Raw genomic sequence first — 14,008 nt, 5'->3', positions numbered from 1 at the left:
GGTCCTCGTCACGAAGGGGCAATGTCCGCGGTCAACGATCAACTCCGACATGGGATGCGTCGCCCTACCGACAAAAGCTTGCCTTGCGCCGTGACGAGGCCGTAACGAGCAGTCGAAGCGCCGGGGACGGCGCACAACGCCAAGGGGGCTCACATGGGCAAATTGCTCGAAAATCTCTACGTCACGCTCGGCCTCGGCCTGCTTGCCGCGATCATCCTGAGCGCGACCTTCCATGCGGAAGTGGCGACCTTCGCGCTGATCATCCGCTGGGTTCACGTCTTTTTCGGGATCGTGTGGATCGGCCTCCTCTATTATTTCAATTTCGTGCAGATTCCGACGATGCCCAAAATCCCCGCCGATCTGAAAGGCGGCGTATCGAAGTTCATCGCGCCTGAGGCTTTGTTCTTCTTTCGCTGGGGCGCTGCCTTCACCGTGCTCGCCGGACTGCTGCTGGCCTGGGCAATGGGCTATATGCACGAAGCCTTCTCGTTCCAGCCCGGCTTCCGCCTGATCGGCATTGGCATGTGGCTCGGCCTGATCATGGCGTTCAACGTGTGGTTCATCATCTGGCCCAATCAGAAACGCGCGCTCGGGCTGGTGGACGCCGACGATGCATCGAAGGCCAAGTCGGCCCGCACCGCGATGCTGACCAGCCGGGTTAACACTCTGCTGTCGATCCCGATGCTTTATGCGATGACGACGTTCCAGTCGGCTGCGGCCTGAACCGAAACGGCCCGACGCAGACCGGGGCCGTCGCTCAGGCGGCGGCCTCGCCTTCATGCAATTTATGGCGCTTCATCGCGTGGCGCAGCTGGTCATAGCTTAGCCCAAGCGCGGTCGCCGTTGCGCGCTGATTGAAGCGGTTGCGCGAAAGTGCCTCCTCCAGCAACGACCGCTCATAGGCATTGACCGCACTTCGCAAATCATCGGTCGACGCGGGCAGCACCGGAGCCGAAACCGCGACCGGCGCGGAAAACCCCGTATCCCGCCCCGGCTGCGGCTCGGGATCGTCGTCGGGCGCGGCACTGGCGCTGTCGGCAGGGGCCCATGGCGAATGAAATGGATCGAACTGGATCGCATCGACCTCGCGCTCGGGATCCTCGGCGCGATAGACCGCGCGCTCGACGACGTTGCGTAATTCCCGCACATTGCCCGGCCAGTTATAAGCCTCCAGTGCCGCCACCGCGCGCGTGCTGAACCCCGGCCATTGCGGCCACTCCAGTTCGGCGGCCATCCGCCTGGCGAAATGATCAGCGAGCAGCGAGATATCGCCCAGGCGCACCCGCAACGGCGGCAGCGTGATCACCTCGAACGACAGTCGGTCGAGCAAATCCGCCCGGAACCGCCCCTCGTCAACCATCCGCGGCAGATGCTCGTTGGTCGCCGCCACGATCCGCACGTCGACCCGGATCGGCTTCGACGCCCCGATCCGCGTGACCTCGCCATATTCGACCGCGCGCAGCAGCCGGTCCTGCGCCGGGGACGACAGCGTCGCCAGCTCGTCGAGGAACAGCGTCCCTCCGTCGGCCTCCTCGAACCTGCCGTGACGGGTCTTCGCCGCGCCGGTAAAACTCCCCGCCTCATGCCCGAACAGTTCTGCCTCGATCAGCGTTTCGGGCAGCGCGGCGCAGTTCATCGTCACCAGCGGCCCTGCCCAGCGCGACGACAGATGGTGCAGCCGCTCGGCGATCAACTCCTTGCCTGTCCCGCGTTCGCCGATCACCAGCACCGGGCGGTTGAGCGGCGCGGCGCGGCTCGCGCGCTCGACCGCATCGAGAAAGGCGAGGCTTTGCCCGACAAACTGATTGCTTCGCTCCATGCGCCAATATGTGGTGGCAAATCCCACCACCTAGCAAGGATTTTCACACCGCCGTTGGTCGAAAATTGGCTATTATCGCGGTGTGCCGCCATTTATATAAAAGTGGCACGGTCGCTGCAAAGACATTTGCGTACTGGCGCCTGAACTTTTGGACACGGAGCGTTGAATGGGCATTTTTTCCCGCACGCGGGACATCGTTGCAGCCAACATGACCGAGCTGCTCGACCGCGCCGAAGATCCGGCGCGCATGATTCGCATGATCATCCTTGAAATGGAGGAAACGCTGGTCGAGGTCCGGGCCTCGGCGGCGCGCTCGATCGCCGACGGCAAGGAAATGCGCCGCGCCATCAGCCGGCTCGACGAGCTTCAGGCAAGCTGGACCGAAAAGGCCGAACTCGCCTTGTCAAAGGATCGTGAGGACCTTGCCCGCGCCGCCCTCGGCGAGCGCCAGAAGGCGGCCGACATGGCGCTTGGCCTGCGCGACGAGATCAAGCTGATCGACGACACGCTCAAATCCTATGAAGCCGACATTGCCAAGCTGCAGGGCAAATTGCGCGAAGCCCGCGCTCGCCAGAACGCCATCTCGTCGCGGATCGAAAGCGCGGTCACTCGCGCCAAGGCCCGCGAAATGGTCAGCGGCAATCGCACTGAGGACGCCTTCTCGCGCTTCGATGTCCTTGAGCGGCGTGCCGACTTTGCCGAAGGCCGCGCCGATGCGCTCGGCCTGACCGGGCCCAAGAGCCTCGAAGAAGAAATTGCCGACCTTCGCTCCAGCGACAGCGTCGACGCCGAACTGGAGGCCATGAAGGCCGCACTGAAATCAAAGGGGAATTAAGTGGACGACGTACTCATTCCGATTGTGGTCTGTGGCATATTGTTCCTCGGGCTGCCGTGGCTCGTGTTCCATTACATCACCAAATGGAAGACCTCGGCCAAGCTCACCGGCGGCGACGAGAAATTGCTCGACGAACTTTACGACGCCGCTCGTCGCATGGACGATCGCCTTTGCTCGATCGAGCGCATCATGACCGCCGAGAACCCCAACTGGAAACAGCAATGCCTGCCCGAGACCAGTGCTCGCCAGCGCCTGCTCAGCGGGGAGGATTGATCATGGCCCAGCCGCCAAGCCGGACCCGCTTCTACCTCGACAAGCGCAACAAGAAAGTCATGGGCGTCTGTGCCGGGATCGCCAACTATACCGGGCTTGACGTCAACCTCGTCCGGATCGGTCTTATCGTGTCGATCTTCATCGGCGCCGGCGCGCTCATTCCAATCTATTTCGTCGCCGGATGGATCGCGTCCGACGAGCCACGCGAGATCGCCTCGGACAGTAAGGATGAGCGCCGCTTCTGGCAGGGCGTCCGCGCCTCACCGACCCAGAGCGCGCGCGAGATCCGCAGCACGATGCGCGACATCGACCGCCGCCTGGCCGACATCGAATATTTCGTCACTACCGAAAACCGCAGCCTGGCCCAGGAAATCGAGCAGTTGCGCTAGGCGCAATCGTCACCATCAAAGGGATAATCATGGATTTTGGAGGGCCTGTTTTCGTCTTGGCAATCATCGCCATGTCGACGGTGGGATGGATCATCACCACCGCAATTCGTGCCCGCCACGGGTACCCTGTCGAAGGGGAATGGGGCGGCTCGGTCGTAAAGGATGATCCTTTGACTAAGCGGCTAGAGACTGAGAACGCCGACCTGCGGGCCGAGCTCGGTCTGGTCAAGGACCGGCTTGCGACGATCGAGCGGATTGTCACCGATCGCGGGGTCGATACGGCTGCGCAAATCGAGGCCTTGCGCGCACCGCGGCTGAGTGTGCAGGGTGACATCAACTAGCCTCAGGAGTCGTTTCTCATGAATGATATCGCCAGCTGGATCTGGGTCCTGATCCCGCTTGCCGCAATCGGTATTGCGCCGTTCAAGATGTGGATAAAGGTCAAGGAGCGTCAGTTGATGGCGCAGACCAACCTCACTGCCGAGAAGAGCGCGCAATATGCGTCGCACGTCGAACGGCTCGAACAGCGCGTCCGCGTTCTCGAGAAGATCGCCACCGATCGCGGCATCGACACGGCGACGCAAATCGAGGCGTTGCGTGATTCCAGCCGTATTGAACAGGATACACTCACGCGATGAATATGGTCGAAGTCATCCTGATCATTGTCGTGCTCGCCGTCGTCGGCAAGATGATGAATCAACGCATGCTCGAACGCCGTAGCGCCCGCGACGATCGCTTCCTCGACGTCACCCCCGACCGTGGCGACCGCGATGACAGCGCTGACAACCGCCGCCTGCGCGACGAGGTCCAGCAGCTCAAGAGCCGCATCCAGGTGCTCGAGCGGATCGCCGTCGAAAAGGAAAATAGCCTCGCGCGCGAGATCGACCAATTGCGCGACCGCTGAGGCAGCGGTAGGCGGGCGCGGTGACCGTGTCCCCCCTCCCCCCGCTGGCCGACCTCGCCGAGGAATATGAGTTTCTCGACAGCGAGGATCGCTACCGGCTGCTGATCGAGCTCGGCCGCAAGCTCGAAGTCATGCCCGACGCGCTCAAGACCGACGCGACCAAGGTGCGTGGCTGCTCCGCCTCGGTGTGGGTCTACCCCACCCAGAATGGCGACGGCTCGCTCCACTTCCTCGCCGACAGCAATGCCGCCATCACCAAGGGGATCGTCGCGCTGGTACTCGCCGGAGTTCAGGATCGGGCCCCGCGCGACGTTGCCGAGACCGATATCGCGGCCACCCTCGCCCCGTTCGACCTCGCCCGCGAATTGAGCTCCAGCCGCACCCAGGGCCTCCCCAACATGATCGCTCTCGTCCGCGAAACCGCACTGCGGCTGGCATGAGCGAAGATCCGGATCGCCCGGCCAGGGCCAGCCGATCCGACGGCAGCTTCGACCCGGTCGGCTTTTTTAACCTGCTTGCCAGCTACGGCCATGGCGGTGAACTCGGCATCGCCTATCTCGCCCATGGCGAGGATTGGGTCGAGGTCGAGATGCCATGGCGTCCCGAGCTGGTCGGCGTGTCCGACACCGGCCTGCTCGCCAGCGGCGCGATCGTCAGCCTGATCGACCTGGCCGCCGGCGTCTCGATCTGGATCAAGCGCGGCATGTTCCGCCCGATGGCGACGCTCGACCTGAGGATCGACTATATGCGCCCCGCGCTCAAGGGCGAGACCGTCATTGTCCGCTGCCGCTGCCTCAAGATCACCCGCTCGATCGCCTTCGTCGAGGGCATCGCCCACGTCGGCGACATCCAGGATCCAATCGCGCGCTCGGCCATGACCTTCATGACGACACGTAGCTAGGGGGCCGTAGCTAGAGTCTGTTTCAGCCAAGCTGAGTCGGCACCGGCCCGCACCCCCACCCGGCCAACCCAGTCAGTGTATCTTATGGGTTGGCCGGGTGGGGGTGCGGGCCGGTACCGTTCAACTGAAACAGACTCTAGATCGTCGCGTTAGCGACTGCGTTGCGCCGCTCGTCGGCCTTGCGCAGCACGTCGTACGACGCCTGGATCTGCTGGAAGCGCGTCGCCGCATCCTTGTCCCCGGCATTGACGTCAGGATGATTTTCCTTGGCCATCCGTCGGAACGCCGCCTTGACCGTCGCCGCATCGGCATCCGGGTCGAGCTCGAGGACGTCCAGCGCGCGCATTTCGTCCTGGCTGCGCGAACCGTCGCCCGATCCCGCCCATTGATAATGCGCCGATCGGCGATATTCGGGGCCGCCTTCGGCCTCGGCCTGCTGGCGCGCGGCTTCCTCGGCGCTGAGCCCGGCAAAATAATTCCAGCCCTTGTTATATTCGGCGGCGTGCGGCTCGCAGAAATACCAGCGGTCGGGCATGTTGGGCGCCTTGGGCGCGGGCCGGTCGCCCGCCGAGCTGCACCCCTCGCGATCGCACAGCCGGATCCGCGTCGCTGCGGTGCTCTTCGCGCCGTAGCTGCTCCAGCGGGGAAACCCCCAATTGTCTGATCGTGTTGCCTTGGCCATCACACCCACTCTAATCCGTTGAACGCGTCATTGCGAGCGTAGCGAAGCAACCCAGTGGTTTAACAGGTGGTTTGCTTCGCTTCGCTCGCAATGACAAAAAATTCAAACACCAGGCGGCCTGTAAGCCGGGTTCTGTCCAGCGCCCTCGCGGGCACCTGGGCGACCATTCCTCTAGGCGACGGATTGCTCCGCCGCTCAAGCGACCAACCCGGGTGACGAGCCGAAAAAGCCCAAACGCCACCCCTATTCGGTCTTGCACCCGGTGGGGTTTGCCGTGCCGCCCCCGTTGCCGGGGACGCGGTGCGCTCTTGCCGCACCCTTTCGCCCTTACCGGCCCGAAGGCCGGCGGATTGCTTTCTGTGGCACTTTCCCTGAACCCATCCGAAAATGAGCCCGCCGGGCGTTACCCGGCACCGTTTTTTCGTGGAGCCCGGACTTTCCTCGCCCTTCCTTGCGGAAGGCCGCGGTCGCCCGGCCGCCTGGTGGCCGTGATATGACCTATTGCGGGCGCGGCAGCAACAGCGACAGCAGCTTGGCCCGGCACTCACCGTCGATGATCCCGTCGATCCGGTCGGGGCGAAAGCGCCGCTGGAAGGCAATCACCGCCTTTTGAGGCTCGGCGACCGAATAACCGAACCGCTCCAGCGCCAGCAGAAATCCGGCGTCGGTCCAGAACGGGTCCATCAGGTCGCGGGTCGGGCTCGGCAGGGCCAGCCGCCGTCGTGCCAGCACTTCCCACGGGAACAGCTCCCCCGGATCCTCCTTGCGCGTCGGGGCGACGTCCGAGTGGCCGACCACATTGCCGCGCCCGATCCCGTGACGATCCTTGATCGACGACACCAGCGGGATCAGCGCCGCAATCTGCTCGTCGGGAAAAGGCCGATAGCCGAACTCATGCCCCGGGTTGACGATCTCGATCCCAACGCTCGCCGAATTGACGTCGGTGATCCCCCGCCAATAGCTGTTCCCGGCGTGCCAGGCGCGCTTTGCCTCGTCGACCATCCGCACCACCTGTCCGTCCTCGGCGACCAGATAGTGGCACGACACGCCGGCATCGGGGGAGGTCAGCCTGGCAATCGCGGCAACGGCATCGACCATGCCGGTGTAGTGAAGCACGATCATCGACACCGGCAACAACCGGTCGTTGAAGTTGGGCGAAGGCGTATCGATCATGTCCATGACGCAAGGTTTCGCGCATGGCCGTCGCTCGCGGTCAAGTCCCCCGTACGGCAACCCGTGCCGCGATCCGCTCGGCTGCGGGGTTCGCTAGCTGGTATAATCCGCGCCGTTCGCGGTCCGCCTCCAGTCTCTCGGTCTGCCCGATCACCGTCTCGCCCGCGCCCAGCATCAGCCATGCATCGGGCGCCATTGCCGCCGCCAGCCGGTCAAACGCCTGCCGCCGCCGCTCGGCGCTGAGGTAGAGCAGGACATTGCGGCAGAGGACGATATCGAATTGCCCCGGCGACGGCACCGGCTCCAATATATTATGCACCTGGAAGCGCACGTTGCGGCGCAGTGGCTCGGCGATCCGCCAGCCATCGTCGCCTTCGCTGAACCAGCGCATCATCTGCTGGATGCCGAGCCCGCGCTGCACCTCGAACTGGGTATAGGTCCCGGTCCGCGCCCGGTCGATGACCTGCGTCGACACGTCGGTAGCCAATATGTCGATCGACCAGCCGGCCCACTTCGCCGGCTCTTCGGCAAACAGCATCGCCAATGAATAGGCTTCCTGGCCCGTCGAGCATCCCGCCGACCAGATGCGCAAGCGCCGCGTGCTTGCCCGCCGCGTCGCCAGCATCGGCAGCGCCTCAACGCTCAGCAAGTCGAACGGATTGCGATCGCGAAAGAAGTACGTCTCGTTGTTGAGCAACGCCTCGACCACGCAAGAAACCAGCCCGGGCTCGCTGCCCATCACCAGCCGAGTAATCAGCTCGTCGATCGTCGCGATCCCCCGCTCGCGCAGGATTCCCGCCAGCGCGGTTTCGATTCGCCACCGCCGACTGCTGGTCAGCTGTTGCCCCGTACGCGCTTCAAGAAGGCCGGCAAGGATCCGGCATGAGCTGTCGCTAACCTGCACGTCCTAATGCTCGCCGATGCGCGAGATGACCCGGCGGGCGAGCTGGTCGGGCGGCAGGACCGCGGCGGCAAGCCCGGCCTCGGCGATCGCGCGCGGCATTCCCCACACCGCCGAACTGGCTTCGTCCTGCGCCAGCACCGATCCGCCACAGGCGACCATCTTGGCCGCGCCCTCGACCCCGTCGCGGCCCATCCCGGTCAGTACGATGCCCAGCCCGCGTCGTCCGGCAACCGCGCCGACCGATGCCAGCATCGGGTCGACCGAGGGCATGCACCCGCTTGCGGCAGGGAAGTGGACCAGTCGAACGAGCCGCTCGCCGCGCTCTTCCGACACCGTCAGATGCGCGTCTCCCGGGGCGATGAACAGCATGTCGGGGGTGAGTTTCATGCCGTCCTCGGCGACGACCGCCGGCCGCTTGGCGACCACGCCCAGCTGGCGCGCGAACACGGTCATGAAGGCCGGCGGCAAATGCTGCGTCACCAGGATCGGCACCCCGATCGCTGGCGGCAGCGCGGCCAGTAACGTCCCCAGCGCATGGATACCCCCGGTCGACGCCCCCAGCGCGAGCAGCGTCAGCGGCTCGGCCGACATCGTCCGCAATTTATGATGGCTTTCGGCCGCCGTCGCGAACGACGCGCGCGGTCCCCTGACGCCCCGCTCGGCGCGGCCCAGTGCCAGCAACCGAGCGATCAGCACTTCGGAAAAGCGCCCGTTGAATCGCCCCGTGCCCGGCTTGGGCAGCGTATCCGCCGCACCCAGCGCTAGCGCCGCAACGGTTTCCTCGGCGCCATCTTCTGCGACCGACGACACCACCATCACCCGGGCGCCCGGCGCCGCTTCCAGTATCCGCGGGATCGACTTCAGTCCGCCGACCCCCGGCATTTCCAGGTCGAGCAGCACGATATCGACCTCGACATGGGCCAACGCGACGATCGCGTCCTCGGCGGTGCCTGCCACCCCGACAATGTCGAAATGCCCGTCGGCCTCGATCATTCGCGACAGCACTGCGCGTGCCACCATCGAATCATCGACGACCATCAACCGGATCGGACGCGTCACAGGGGAAGCACCGCTTCCCGCGGGCGAAGAGGCAAGCGCCAGCTTCACCGTGATTACGCGACGCCGACGAGTTGCAGCTTGATGTGCAGCGTTTCGCGGTCGAACGGCTTCATCACATATTCGTCGGCGCCCGCCTCGAGCGCGGCGCGAATGTGCGCCATGTCGTTCTCGGTCGTGCAGAACACTACTTTGGGCTGGTCTTCATGTCCGCGCTGGCGAAGGAGTTTCAGAAACTCCATCCCGCTCATGACCGGCATGTTCCAGTCGAGCAGCACGACATCGGGCATTGATTCCTCGCAACGGGTCAGCGCTTCGCGCCCGTCCCCCGCTTCCTCGACCTGAAACTCCAGCGTTTCCAATATGTGGCGAGCCACTTTCCGGATCACCTTGGAGTCGTCGACAATCAAACAAGTCTTCATGGACTCTTCTTCCTGCAATCCTGTCCCGTCGGTCTAACCGCGAAGGGTAACGAAGTGCTTAAGCAGCCGCCGCAACATTGCGTTGTTCGGGGCCTGCGATCAGTCCCGCGATATCGACCAGCAGCAGCGGCCCGGCGTCGGTCTCGACCAGCCCCAGCGCGATCCGCTCCCAGCCTGGTCCAAGCGCAGCGCGGATCGGCGTCGGCTCGCCGATCGAATCAATCACATCCTCGACCGTGTCGACTTCCAGCGCATAATGATGCCCGTCATGGTCGACCACGACCGCTTCCTGTGGCCCGTCCCCCCGCATGGTTTCGCCAAGGTCGAGCGAGCGCTTGCAGTCGATCACCGTCAGCACCCGGCTGCGCAGTGCCGACAGCCCGGCGATATGCGGCGCGGCACGCGGCACCGGGATCAGCGTGTCGAGCTCGACCACCGCCTCGACTTCCGACGCCAGAAGCGCGACGCGGTTGCCCGCAATCGTCACGAGCAGCAGCAGATGGTTCATGCTTTTCCTCCCGCAACCCGGCTGAGCGCGGCGAGCAGCCCGTCGCGGTCATAGCGATAAATCGTGTCGGTCGTCTCCGCAGCGTCAGGCTCGCTGCGCAGCCAGATCGTCTGCCCGTCCTTTGGCGCCGCTGCTTGCCCCGCAAAGGCAATCGTCAAATCGGCGTGCCCCTCGGCACTCTCGTCGACCACGCGATACCCCGCCGCCTCGACGATCGGGCGAAGCATGTTCTGCAGCCACGGATCGTCCGATGCCAGGCGGCACACCGCCGGTTCGCCGCGTCGCCCGGTCCCGTCGGCGTGATTGGCGAACAGCCAGTGCGCGTCGAGCAACTCGGCTGGCTCTCCGCCGATAAGGGCAACGCCTGCGATTAGCCCACTCGTTGCCGCCGGAATAACCTCCTCGACCAGCCCGGTCAGGTCGATCACTTCGGACACGGCATAAGCCATCTCGCTCGCGCCGTCGCTCAGTCGCAGCAATTTGACCTTGCCCGCCAGCGTGGCAGGGTCTTCGACCCCGGCCAGCGGCAGGATGATCTCGCCGATCTGAACCCGCAGCTGCCCCGCGGCAAAGCGGATCGTCTCGGCCGGTACTTCCTCGATCCGGTCGACTACGCCCAGCCGCAGCGCGCGCCGCGTGCCGCCCATCGACCGGAACAACAGCACCGGCATCTCGCGCACCTTGGGTTGCGGCGCCGCCTGCGCCAGCCGCGCCGCGCGCTCCTGCGCCTCGACCCGAATACCGCCCTGCAGCGCCAGCCCCGCCGGATCGAACAACAGGATCGGGCTGCCGTCGTCGGCCAGCGTCGTCCCCGCATAGAGCCCGGTTGCCATCACCGCCGGGGCGGCGGGTTTGACCACCAGTTCTTCATGATCATGAATCCTGTCGACCGCCAGCGCATAGACATCGCCCCCTGCCGGCCTCAGCACCACCAGCGTCCGGTCGGCGTCGGCGACATCGCTCGCCAGATGCAGGATATCGGCCAGCGCCACTTCGGGCACACGCCGTCCGCGGATCGTCGCGACCCCGGCCCCGCCGACCCGGTCAAGCGTAACCGAACTGCCGTTGGCGCGGACGATTTCCTCGATTGCGCTTCTGGGAATGGCGAAATGCTGGTTGCCGATCGAAACCGTCAGCGCCGGGATGATCGTCAGCGTCAGCGGCACGCGCAACGTCAACCGCGTCCCTCCGCCGGGCTTGCTGTCGATTTCGACCGTCCCGCCGATCCGCTCGATATTCGACCGGACAACATCCATCCCCACCCCGCGCCCCGAAATCGCGGTCACTTGGGATGCCGTCGACAGTCCCGCCTCGAAGATTAGCTCCAACCGCTCCCGCGACGTCATGGCGGCGGCAGCTTCAGCCGTCAGCGTGCCTGATGCGACTGCCTTCTCGACCAGTGCCGCCCCGTCGATCCCGCGCCCGTCGTCGACGATGTCGATCAAGATCTGGTTGCCCGATTGCCGCGCCGACACCGACAGCAGCCCGATCTCGCGCTTGCCCGCCTTCAAACGTTCTCCCGGCGTCTCGATGCCATGGTCGACCGCGTTGCGGATGATATGAGTCAGAGGATCGCGGATCATCTCGATCATCTCGCGATCCAGCTCGACATCGCCGCCATCGATATCGACGAGGATCTGCTTGCCCAGTTCGGCCGACAGGTCGCGCACCACGCGCGGCAAAGCGACGAACAAATTCTCCACCCGCTGCATTCGCGTCCGCGTGATCGCGTCGCGCATGTCGGCGATGATCCCCGACAGGCGTTCGAACGCCCCGTCGACGACCACGTCGCCGCTCGACTCCCTCAACCGCCGCGCCAATTCGTTGCGCGCCAGCACCATGTCCGACACGCCGCTCATCACGCGATCCAGCAATTCCACCGACAGGCGGATCGTCCGCGGCGCAGCACTTGCCTTGCCGTCGACCATCGCCGCCGCAACCGGGGTCGCCGGTCCCTCGGCACCGGGCTGCAGCGCCTCGATAAGCCCGCTGTCATCACCGTCGGAAATTTTTTCTCCGGCCTCGATCGTCGCGACCATGTCGCCGATCCGGTCGATCACTGCCAGCACCGCGCTGACCAGCGCCCCATCGGGCACTCGCCGCCCGGCGCGCACATCGGCCAGCGCATCCTCGGCGGCGTGGCTCAGCGCCTCGAGCCGGGGGAATTCGAAAAATCCACAATTGCCCTTCACCGTGTGGACGAAGCGGAAAATGGAATCCAGCCGTGCGCGGTCGTCAGGCTGGGCTTCCCACGCAACGATTTCCCCGCCCAGCGCTTCGAGCATTTCGCGGCATTCGGCGGTAAAGTCGGCAATCAGATCGTCCATGCTCACCCACCTGTTGTCAGGTGGGGTTATGGAGGAGGAGGTGTTAACGCGGCGTTAGCCCTACGGTCCCCTACGCCGTCGGCAGCGTCGCCCCGATCAGCAGCACCGGCTCGGCGGCATCGCTCAATCGCACCGATCCCCCGGCATCGCTCGCCAGCCGGTGCGCCAGCCACGCCCCCGCCGCGCGCGCCTCGATTGTCCCCGTGCCGGCCCCCGTCAGCGCCGCGCGCAGCGACGGATCGAGCAGGATGCGCGGCCCTTCGGCGCGAATGACCACTTCAACCTCGCCCTCGCGCTGCTCGGCGCCGATATCGAGCGTTCCCCCACGGACCAGCGCGTCGCCCGCCAGCATCGCCAGGTTGAGCAGCAATTTGACCGCCGACTTGGGCAGCCGGTCGCCCGCCACCATCCAGCCAAGCTCGATGCGCTTCTCAGGGCCATACAGCCCCTCGATCGCCGATTTGGCTTCGCGCGTGTCGATGTCCTCGCCAAAACCACCCGCCGCTCCAAACGCCAGTCGGAAGAATTTCAGCTTGTTCGCGCTTGCCCGGGCGCTGTCGGCAAGCAATTCCATGCACCGCTCGCGCATATCGGGATCGGTCTCGTCCGCGAGCAACTCGACCCCGTTGTTGAGCGCGCCGATCGGCGACAGCAGATCGTGGCACAAGCGAGAGCAGAGCAGGCTGGCGAGTTCAACAGCATCCATGCGCGATTCAATGGGGCACCGCGCTGCCTCGCGCAAGCGCGGCATCTGAAACGCACGCAGCAGGGTGCAAGCGCGCCATTGAAATGCTCAACCGTCCTTCCCAGATTCACAACATGGCCGGGGGGCAACATATCCATCCCATCTCACTGGACGCCGCCCATGCCGGCTGGCGCCTCGACCGCGCCCTCGCCGCGACCCTCCCGACCATCTCGCGCGAACGGCTCAAATCCCTCGTCAGCTCGGGCGCTCTTGAAGGCACTGACGGCCTAGTCCGCGACCCGGCCACGAAAGTTCGCGGGCACGAGCAATATACCCTCACCGTCCCAGACCCCCGCCCCGCGCATAACGAGGCGCAGGATATCCCCCTCGTCATCGCCTATGAGGACGAGCATCTCCTGGTCATCGACAAGCCTGCCGGACTCGTCGTTCACCCCGCCGCGGGCAATCTCGACGGCACGCTGGTCAACGCGCTTCTCCACCATTGCCACGGCAGCCTGTCGGGGATCGGCGGAGTGGCGCGCCCCGGCATCGTCCACCGCATCGACAAGGATACGTCCGGGCTGCTCGTCGTCGCCAAGACCGACGTCGCCCACGAAGGTCTCGCCCGCCAATTCGCCGACCACTCGATCGAGCGCCGCTACCTCGCCATCGTCAACGGCATCCCCCGCCTGCCCAAGGGAAGCGTCGACGCCCCGCTCGCTCGCTCCTCGACCAATCGCAAGAAGATGGCGATCGTCTCGCCCGGGCGCGGCAAGCGCGCGGTCACACACTGGACCCGGCTCGAACCCCTGCGCGACGCTGCGCTGGTCGAGTGTCGGCTCGAAACCGGTCGCACGCACCAGGTCCGCGTCCATATGGCGTCAATTGCTCACCCTTTGCTCGGCGATCCCGTTTATGGCGGATCGGCACGCCACCATCGTGCGTTATTGGCTGAACTGGAGTTTGCGCGCCAAGCGCTTCACGCCGCCCGCATTGGATTCATCCATCCCGTAACGAAAGGCCGTCTGTCGTTCGACAGCGCCCTTCCATCGGATATGCAGCAACTATTCAGCCGCCTTGTCGTATAGAAGATCAACCGCCGGTGCAGACGCGTTGCGCTGGCCAGGGAG

19 protein-coding genes and 1 other RNA gene are annotated in these 14,008 nt (G+C 65.0%); 10 read left to right on the top strand and 10 right to left on the bottom strand.

What is annotated here, in order from left to right; translation table 11 throughout:
• Window positions 1-153: 153 nt before the first annotated feature.
• Window positions 154-723, top strand: coding sequence for a urate hydroxylase PuuD (locus tag U1700_RS07300; RefSeq protein WP_332751532.1), 570 nt, complete (start codon window positions 154-156; stop codon window positions 721-723).
• 34 nt (window positions 724-757) lie between these two features.
• Here U1700_RS07300 and pspF read toward each other — a convergent pair whose 3' ends face one another.
• On the bottom strand, window positions 758-1,819 hold the full coding sequence (pspF, locus tag U1700_RS07295; RefSeq protein WP_332751531.1) for a phage shock protein operon transcriptional activator: 1,062 nt from the start codon (window positions 1,817-1,819) through the stop codon (window positions 758-760).
• Between the two features lie 166 nt (window positions 1,820-1,985).
• On the opposite strand from pspF, the gene pspA reads away from it, so the two are divergent.
• The 8 genes from pspA to U1700_RS07255 are packed head-to-tail and all read left to right on the top strand — an operon-like array spanning window position 1,986 to window position 5,121.
• On the top strand, window positions 1,986-2,654 hold the full coding sequence (gene pspA, locus U1700_RS07290) for a phage shock protein PspA (RefSeq protein ID WP_332751530.1): 669 nt from the start codon (window positions 1,986-1,988) through the stop codon (window positions 2,652-2,654).
• On the top strand, window positions 2,655-2,927 hold the full coding sequence (gene pspB / locus U1700_RS07285) for an envelope stress response membrane protein PspB (protein WP_332751528.1): 273 nt from the start codon (window positions 2,655-2,657) through the stop codon (window positions 2,925-2,927).
• 2 nt (window positions 2,928-2,929) lie between these two features.
• Window positions 2,930-3,316, top strand: coding sequence for an envelope stress response membrane protein PspC (gene pspC / locus U1700_RS07280; protein WP_332751526.1), 387 nt, complete (start codon window positions 2,930-2,932; stop codon window positions 3,314-3,316).
• 56 nt (window positions 3,317-3,372) lie between these two features.
• Window positions 3,373-3,657 carry a hypothetical protein gene (locus U1700_RS07275; RefSeq protein ID WP_332751524.1) on the top strand — a complete coding sequence of 95 codons (285 nt, stop codon included), beginning with the start codon at window positions 3,373-3,375 and terminating at the stop codon, window positions 3,655-3,657.
• Window positions 3,658-3,675: 18 nt separating this feature from the next.
• A complete protein-coding gene (locus U1700_RS07270) occupies window positions 3,676-3,954 on the top strand; it encodes a hypothetical protein (protein ID WP_332751522.1) in 279 nt (92 codons plus the stop codon).
• Complete coding sequence (locus U1700_RS07265; protein WP_332751520.1) at window positions 3,951-4,220, top strand: hypothetical protein; 270 nt, start codon at window positions 3,951-3,953, stop codon at window positions 4,218-4,220. Before U1700_RS07270 ends, U1700_RS07265 begins: the two co-directional genes overlap by 4 nt.
• Before the next feature lie 26 nt (window positions 4,221-4,246).
• Window positions 4,247-4,660 carry a SufE family protein gene (locus U1700_RS07260; RefSeq protein WP_332752257.1) on the top strand — a complete coding sequence of 138 codons (414 nt, stop codon included), beginning with the start codon at window positions 4,247-4,249 and terminating at the stop codon, window positions 4,658-4,660.
• Window positions 4,657-5,121 carry a PaaI family thioesterase gene (locus tag U1700_RS07255; protein WP_332751519.1) on the top strand — a complete coding sequence of 155 codons (465 nt, stop codon included), beginning with the start codon at window positions 4,657-4,659 and terminating at the stop codon, window positions 5,119-5,121. The genes U1700_RS07260 and U1700_RS07255 overlap by 4 nt, the downstream gene beginning before the upstream one ends.
• A gap of 136 nt (window positions 5,122-5,257) precedes the next feature.
• On the opposite strand, the gene U1700_RS07250 is transcribed toward U1700_RS07255, so the two are convergent.
• The 9 genes from U1700_RS07250 to U1700_RS07210 all read right to left on the bottom strand — a co-directional run bounded on the left by U1700_RS07250 (window position 5,258) and on the right by U1700_RS07210 (window position 12,899).
• Entirely contained in the window at window positions 5,258-5,803 is a 546-nt protein-coding gene (locus U1700_RS07250; protein ID WP_332751518.1) for a J domain-containing protein, read from the bottom strand.
• Window positions 5,804-5,908: 105 nt separating this feature from the next.
• Window positions 5,909-6,286, bottom strand: an RNA gene (gene rnpB / locus U1700_RS07245) — RNase P RNA component class A.
• A gap of 15 nt (window positions 6,287-6,301) precedes the next feature.
• Window positions 6,302-6,982: an N-acetylmuramoyl-L-alanine amidase gene (locus U1700_RS07240; RefSeq protein ID WP_332751516.1), complete on the bottom strand. Its 681-nt coding sequence runs from the start codon at window positions 6,980-6,982 to the stop codon at window positions 6,302-6,304.
• Window positions 6,983-7,016: 34 nt separating this feature from the next.
• The gene (locus U1700_RS07235) at window positions 7,017-7,880 is read right to left on the bottom strand and encodes a CheR family methyltransferase (RefSeq protein ID WP_332751515.1); all 864 of its coding nucleotides are present in this window, start codon (window positions 7,878-7,880) and stop codon (window positions 7,017-7,019) included.
• Between the two features lie 3 nt (window positions 7,881-7,883).
• Window positions 7,884-8,939: a chemotaxis-specific protein-glutamate methyltransferase CheB gene (cheB, locus tag U1700_RS07230; RefSeq protein ID WP_332751513.1), complete on the bottom strand. Its 1,056-nt coding sequence runs from the start codon at window positions 8,937-8,939 to the stop codon at window positions 7,884-7,886.
• 53 nt (window positions 8,940-8,992) lie between these two features.
• Entirely contained in the window at window positions 8,993-9,358 is a 366-nt protein-coding gene (locus U1700_RS07225) for a response regulator (RefSeq protein WP_332751511.1), read from the bottom strand.
• 58 nt (window positions 9,359-9,416) lie between these two features.
• Window positions 9,417-9,866, bottom strand: a complete 450-nt coding sequence (locus U1700_RS07220; protein ID WP_332751509.1) for a chemotaxis protein CheW — start codon at window positions 9,864-9,866, stop codon at window positions 9,417-9,419.
• Entirely contained in the window at window positions 9,863-12,193 is a 2,331-nt protein-coding gene (locus U1700_RS07215; RefSeq protein WP_332751507.1) for a chemotaxis protein CheA, read from the bottom strand. The genes U1700_RS07220 and U1700_RS07215 overlap by 4 nt, the downstream gene beginning before the upstream one ends.
• A gap of 70 nt (window positions 12,194-12,263) precedes the next feature.
• A complete protein-coding gene (locus U1700_RS07210) occupies window positions 12,264-12,899 on the bottom strand; it encodes a histidine phosphotransferase family protein (protein ID WP_332751505.1) in 636 nt (211 codons plus the stop codon).
• Between the two features lie 113 nt (window positions 12,900-13,012).
• On the opposite strand from U1700_RS07210, the gene U1700_RS07205 reads away from it, so the two are divergent.
• Window positions 13,013-13,966 (top strand): RluA family pseudouridine synthase, encoded by a 954-nt coding sequence (locus tag U1700_RS07205; RefSeq protein WP_332751503.1) that lies wholly within the window; start codon window positions 13,013-13,015, stop codon window positions 13,964-13,966.
• The last annotated feature ends 42 nt before the right edge of the window (window positions 13,967-14,008 follow it).

Source organism: Sphingomonas sp. RB1R13, assembly GCF_036663775.1.
Classification (GTDB): Bacteria; Pseudomonadota; Alphaproteobacteria; order Sphingomonadales; family Sphingomonadaceae; genus Sphingomicrobium.
Note: the sequence above shows the minus strand (reverse complement) of the source record. Positions and strands in the feature narration are given on the sequence as shown.

Bases quoted from the DNA above. Each gene is read 5' to 3' on its own strand.
- U1700_RS07300 (WP_332751532.1), top strand. From the start codon at position 154: ATGGGCAAATTGCTCGAAAATCTCTACGTCACGCTCGGCCTCGGCCTG.
- pspF (WP_332751531.1), bottom strand. From the start codon at position 1,819: ATGGAGCGAAGCAATCAGTTTGTCGGGCAAAGCCTCGCCTTTCTCGAT.
- pspA (WP_332751530.1), top strand. From the start codon at position 1,986: ATGGGCATTTTTTCCCGCACGCGGGACATCGTTGCAGCCAACATGACC.
- pspC (WP_332751526.1), top strand. From the start codon at position 2,930: ATGGCCCAGCCGCCAAGCCGGACCCGCTTCTACCTCGACAAGCGCAAC.
- U1700_RS07270 (WP_332751522.1), top strand. From the start codon at position 3,676: ATGAATGATATCGCCAGCTGGATCTGGGTCCTGATCCCGCTTGCCGCA.
- U1700_RS07265 (WP_332751520.1), top strand. From the start codon at position 3,951: ATGAATATGGTCGAAGTCATCCTGATCATTGTCGTGCTCGCCGTCGTC.
- U1700_RS07255 (WP_332751519.1), top strand. From the start codon at position 4,657: ATGAGCGAAGATCCGGATCGCCCGGCCAGGGCCAGCCGATCCGACGGC.
- U1700_RS07250 (WP_332751518.1), bottom strand. From the start codon at position 5,803: ATGGCCAAGGCAACACGATCAGACAATTGGGGGTTTCCCCGCTGGAGC.
- U1700_RS07240 (WP_332751516.1), bottom strand. From the start codon at position 6,982: ATGGACATGATCGATACGCCTTCGCCCAACTTCAACGACCGGTTGTTG.
- U1700_RS07225 (WP_332751511.1), bottom strand. From the start codon at position 9,358: ATGAAGACTTGTTTGATTGTCGACGACTCCAAGGTGATCCGGAAAGTG.
- U1700_RS07220 (WP_332751509.1), bottom strand. From the start codon at position 9,866: ATGAACCATCTGCTGCTGCTCGTGACGATTGCGGGCAACCGCGTCGCG.
- U1700_RS07215 (WP_332751507.1), bottom strand. From the start codon at position 12,193: ATGGACGATCTGATTGCCGACTTTACCGCCGAATGCCGCGAAATGCTC.
- U1700_RS07210 (WP_332751505.1), bottom strand. From the start codon at position 12,899: ATGGATGCTGTTGAACTCGCCAGCCTGCTCTGCTCTCGCTTGTGCCAC.
- U1700_RS07205 (WP_332751503.1), top strand. From the start codon at position 13,013: ATGGCCGGGGGGCAACATATCCATCCCATCTCACTGGACGCCGCCCAT.